Genomic DNA, 4652 nt, shown 5'->3' with positions numbered 1-4652 from the left:
TCTGCTTTTTGCTCGTCTGTAAATGTCCTTCGCGGTTTCTGAGTCATCTGAACATTCTCCTTCCTTGTCGACTCTGCAGGAATGTCCACTTTTTCGAGGTAAGGTCAAGTCGTATTTTTCAGCCAATCAGCCCAATCGAACCGGTCTAGCATTAAGTCTGATTCGAGCTTTGCCGCTTTCGCTTGAGCCACCTTCAGCCCCGCCTTAGTCGCCTTACAGCGAATCGAAACCCACTGCTGCCGCCACTTCCCTTGCTTTCCCGGCTTCGGTGGCAAACTAGCCCTCAAGACGTAAGAGCCACCATTCTGCCAAATACTGACGCAAGTAAACTTAGCGGATTCCCGCTCTAATCGCTGTTCCCGCACGACTCAAATACGACTAAAAATCCTCACAATATTCGCACTATTTGCAGTCACTAGCGCAAACAGAGGGCTATGAAACAACGGAGAGGCAGGGATTCGAACCCTGGGAACCTTGCGGCTCATCCGATTTCAAGTCGGCAGGTTTAGCTACTCAAAAGCCTTTTATATAAAGGCTTCTAAAGAATTTGAATATATTTTGGACTCGATCTGGACTCGACAAGATACAACTGAAGTTACCCGATCGCTGATCTTTGAACCGTTGCGCAAAGCGATCGCTCATTTTGGCGACAGGTACACGAGTCCGCCTTGATAGGAGGGTAATAGTAGCGTCACCGGAGGAAGCATGCGAATTGAATTGGAACAAACGGAGATGAGCGGCGGCGTAGTAGTCAGCTCGTGGAACGACTTAGCGAACGGCAGCGGCGGCGCTGGCGTTTATGGAAACAACTCAGGGGTAGAGGGGCTTTGTCAACAGCAGTGGAGTGAGCCCAGCGGCCTCTATCGCATTGACCTGAAGTATTGGGACACCGCATCTGGCAGCGGCACAATCACCGTTCGGGTGCTCTCAGACCTCGCTAGCCGCACCATCAAGGCATCCAAGGTTGTCTATCCAACTGGCCTTTACAGTAACCCAGCCGCTGTGAACCGTACCATTGCGGCAGTCTTAGAAGCAGTGCAAATCGACACGGGTGATTGGCTTGAAGTCGGGCTCCTTAAAGGAAGTAATACTTGGCCCTATGCCGATTACATAGAGGTTGAGCTGGTCGCCCCGCCGCCCCCAGCAAACACCCCACCGACCGCGACGGACGACAGCGCGACGGTGACCAGTGGCGGCTCCATCCTCATCCCGATTCTCGACAACGACTCAGACCCCGATGGTGATGGTTTGGTGCTTCAGTCGGTCTCTACCCCCACCCACGGCACGGCCACCATCAATGGCGCATCAATTAGCTACACCGCCCCCGCCAATTACGTCGGGCCGGACTCCTTCACTTACACCGTGGCTGACGGCAACGGCGGCACCGACACCGGCACCGTCAGCGTCACCGTTCAAGCCACCAACCAACCCCCAGTCGCCGCAGATGACTACGTGACGGTGCTCGAAAACAACACCATCCTGATTCCGGCCCTGGCCAACGACAGCGACCCCGACAGCAACCCCCTCACCCTAGAAACCGTCAATACTCCCCAGAACGGCACCGCCACGATGGCCGATGGCTCCATCGCCTACACGCCAAACCCCGGCTTTGTCGGCAGCGACACCTTCACCTACGGCATCACCGATGGCCAAGGCGGCGGGACGATGGCGACCGTTCACGTCACCGTTGCTGAGGACTTGAGCTTACCCCCCGCCCAGGAAATCGACTATCTGCTCAAAGAGAAGCTTTATCCCTTTGAAACCACCTTTGTGAACGACGGCGACACCGTTCAGGGCAAGGCCCACCTGGGCTTCGGTGTCACCATCCACGAAACTGTGCGGCTCCTGGGCATCAACTGCCCCACCGTGAACACGGCCACGGGACAACTGGCGAGAGCCCGAGTGCAGGAAATCTTATTCGAGGCAGCGATCGCGGTTCGCGTGGAGACTGAGTCAACCGGGAAGTACGGGCGCTGGCTCGGCATCCTGTGGTATCAGGATGGCACCACCGCTGAACATGAATGGCTGTCACTCAATCAGCTTTTGCTGGACGAAAATTTAGCGGTGGCCTATGACGGCACCACCCCCGCCACCTAATCAGCGACTGAAACCACAAAAAACCCCGGCTACCGGAGCAGCCGAGGTCGATGAATCCAAAAGCAACTTGTTCACTTACAAAAGATAACCCGCCCAAGCGGCAGCGGCACCCCCCGCCGCCAGGTCGCCCACGCCCCCCGGATCACCCATCGAGACGTAGAACACGTAGGCCAACAGATAGAGCAGCTTACCCGCACTATCGACCGCGTTGGTCGCGTATTCAATCGGCGAGGTTTCAAACAACCCGCCGCCGTTGGCTGCCGCATCCCACTCATCCTGAGTCGCGGAGGCCAACGCCGCATATTGCACCGAGACATCGTTGTAGTAGCTATTCATCTGGCTATTCACATAAGCCCCCCAACGATAGGTGGTCGGCGAGTACAGCCCTGCCGCTTCACGGGCCACGGTATTGAGGCCCCCGACCGCCCGTTGCAGCCCTTGAAACTTCTGCCGTTGATTGCCTTGGCCCTCTGTCTTAGCATTGCTTGGTTCGACATACTGGCGCACATAGCCCCGTTTATCAAACACCAGGCTTTGAGCAAATTGCCCAGATGCCTCAATCGAAAATAGACCGCCCTTAACTCTAGCCATCTTGGCCCCCTTTGAATGTAAAACTGTACGCGATTTCTAAGCGTTCAACTCGATTAGAAAGTTGTCCAATGCCTCTAGTCGTGGACTCTAAGCGAGCCTCGATTTCGGAGAACAGCTGCAAAACGTTGCTATTTTGCTGCTCGATGGACCTATGAATGTGGCTAATTTCTCGCTCACGAGCGTACATGGACCGGGTGTAAGCCCGATACCAGGCCAGGAAACTTGCCACTGCCCCAATGGCACCCATCACCAAAGCATAATCAAGCACCATCAGGCAGTCCCACGAAACAACCTCTAGGTCAATTTCTAACCGTTTAGAAAATGCTTGACATGAGGAAAACTGCCCTATATATGGCCTGTAACGATACAAACAGGGCTTATTTTGAGATGATTAACCCTCTTACCCAGCGTTCGATAAACTCCGATCGCGAGATTCTTTCATCGAGGCTCTGATTATAATCGGCAACTTTTTGATCGAGCAATTTACGGCCTGCCGGAGTGAGCAAAATTAACACATGCTCGGTCTTCGGTTGGTCGTAAAGCTCACCCTGGCCCCGGCGCGATCGCTGCCCTGGAATGCCCATATCAGCCTATGTCAGCCTCAACGTTCCTTTCATTATGGTTGAGACTTTGGGAAGTTAACTGCTGCATGACGGTTTCTAACTGCTGGAGCCGTCGTTTCAGGTGGGGCAATTCATCATCCAGGCTGGCCGGACGGAGGAATCTTTCTAACGCTTCAATGGCGACATCCGATCGCGTTCCCCCCGTCGTTTCCATATGAGCTTCTAATAATTCATTCAGTTCTGGAGAGATGCGAACGGATAACAATGGATTACTTTTTTTGGTGCTCATAGTGATGACAGCTCCCTGAATCATGACTCGTCAGGTGATGACAAAGTTGGGGGTGGGTTGATGACAAAACTCCGGGGATGTGATGACAACGTTGATGACGAACTGATGACAAGCACATGGGCTGAGTGATGACAACCTGACCTGACTGCTTTTCAGGGTAGCGATAAGTCTGGCTGATGGTTTGACGAGTTTTCAAGGGTTTCAGCCGTTGACGGGGTGATGACGAACGATAAGAAACGCTGAACACCCTGGTTTGTCGTGAATCTGTGGTCTGGACTTAAGTAGAGCCGTTCCTCTTTTCCTGAAAAGACGAATATGCTGGAGGGAGAACAGAGTTTGCGGGTGGCGGTGACAAAATCTAATCGGTTTGGCCAGGCAGCAGTGTTGCCCCCAGAACAGTTAAAGCAGTTGTGGGCCGAGTTGGACCAGCCGTATCGGATCATCTGTGAGATGGCATATTTCACGGCGGCGCGAGTGGGTGAGGTGGTGCAGTTGCAGGCGAAGGATATCCAGGGCGATCGCATCATCTACCGGGCCACCACCACCAAGACACGCACGACCAAGACGGCGACCATTCCCCGGCAGCTATTGAGCATCCTGGCAGCGGCTGACTTGCCCAGTGCGGGCTATCTGTTCCCTAGCAGTGGCACCAAGGGCCATATCACCACCCGAGCGGTGGACAAGCATCTGAGACGAGCCGCTGACTTGCTGGGTTTTGATGGGGTGGGGCTGCATTCCTTTCGGCGCAGTCAGGCGACCCACTTGCACCAGGCCGGAGTTCCCCTGAGAGCCATTCAGCGCATTACCGGGCACAAGTCGCTGTCAGACCTAGAGCGGTATCTCGATATATCTGGCGCAGAGGCCGCAGCCTCTCAACAAGCCGCCCTGGATAGCCAGTGGGAAGTGGGATGATGCTTACGGGACGGCGATCGCGCTCAATGCGGTCAATTTCCGCGATCGCCCCTAAACGGCTGCTTATATCGATTCCCTAAAGCGGAACTACACAAACCGTGTCTTCAAAGCCCCTCTCCCAGGTTTGGGCTACTAAGTACACATAAATCCCTCCTGGGCTAGTGACCATCCCTGAAAGATGGCCTCAAATTTCCTGAGCC

General features: G+C 54.4%; 6 protein-coding genes. 2 read left to right on the top strand and 4 right to left on the bottom strand.

From position 1 onward, the window contains the following. Positions 1-705 precede the first annotated feature (705 nt). Positions 706-2097 carry an Ig-like domain-containing protein gene (locus tag JUK32_RS02965; RefSeq protein WP_204137364.1) on the top strand — a complete coding sequence of 464 codons (1392 nt, stop codon included), beginning with the start codon at positions 706-708 and terminating at the stop codon, positions 2095-2097. Between the two features lie 75 nt (positions 2098-2172). Here JUK32_RS02965 and JUK32_RS02960 read toward each other — a convergent pair whose 3' ends face one another. From JUK32_RS02960 to JUK32_RS02945, 4 genes are all read right to left on the bottom strand, one after another. Next, on the bottom strand, positions 2173-2688 hold the full coding sequence (locus tag JUK32_RS02960; protein ID WP_204137363.1) for a hypothetical protein: 516 nt from the start codon (positions 2686-2688) through the stop codon (positions 2173-2175). Next, positions 2681-2959 (bottom strand): hypothetical protein, encoded by a 279-nt coding sequence (locus JUK32_RS02955; protein ID WP_204137362.1) that lies wholly within the window; start codon positions 2957-2959, stop codon positions 2681-2683. The genes JUK32_RS02960 and JUK32_RS02955 overlap by 8 nt, the downstream gene beginning before the upstream one ends. Positions 2960-3065: 106 nt before the next feature. Beyond that, complete coding sequence (locus JUK32_RS02950) at positions 3066-3272, bottom strand: hypothetical protein (protein ID WP_204137361.1); 207 nt, start codon at positions 3270-3272, stop codon at positions 3066-3068. 1 nt (position 3273) lies between these two features. Further along, positions 3274-3540, bottom strand: a complete 267-nt coding sequence (locus tag JUK32_RS02945) for a hypothetical protein (RefSeq protein ID WP_204137360.1) — start codon at positions 3538-3540, stop codon at positions 3274-3276. A gap of 315 nt (positions 3541-3855) precedes the next feature. Between JUK32_RS02945 and JUK32_RS02940 the strand changes: the two genes are divergently transcribed. Beyond that, positions 3856-4452, top strand: a complete 597-nt coding sequence (locus JUK32_RS02940) for a site-specific integrase (RefSeq protein ID WP_204137359.1) — start codon at positions 3856-3858, stop codon at positions 4450-4452. Positions 4453-4652 lie beyond the last annotated feature (200 nt).

It is taken from the genome of Halomicronema sp. CCY15110, assembly GCF_016888165.1.
Classification (GTDB): domain Bacteria; phylum Cyanobacteriota; class Cyanobacteriia; order Phormidesmidales; family Phormidesmidaceae; genus Halomicronema.
Note: the sequence above shows the minus strand (reverse complement) of the source record. Positions and strands in the feature narration are given on the sequence as shown.

Excerpts from the sequence above, each read along its gene's own strand:
- JUK32_RS02965 (WP_204137364.1), top strand. The coding sequence starts at position 706 with ATGCGAATTGAATTGGAACAAACGGAGATGAGCGGCGGCGTAGTAGTC.
- JUK32_RS02960 (WP_204137363.1), bottom strand. The coding sequence starts at position 2,688 with ATGGCTAGAGTTAAGGGCGGTCTATTTTCGATTGAGGCATCTGGGCAA.
- JUK32_RS02955 (WP_204137362.1), bottom strand. The coding sequence starts at position 2,959 with ATGGTGCTTGATTATGCTTTGGTGATGGGTGCCATTGGGGCAGTGGCA.
- JUK32_RS02950 (WP_204137361.1), bottom strand. The coding sequence starts at position 3,272 with ATGGGCATTCCAGGGCAGCGATCGCGCCGGGGCCAGGGTGAGCTTTAC.
- JUK32_RS02945 (WP_204137360.1), bottom strand. The coding sequence starts at position 3,540 with ATGAGCACCAAAAAAAGTAATCCATTGTTATCCGTTCGCATCTCTCCA.
- JUK32_RS02940 (WP_204137359.1), top strand. The coding sequence starts at position 3,856 with ATGCTGGAGGGAGAACAGAGTTTGCGGGTGGCGGTGACAAAATCTAAT.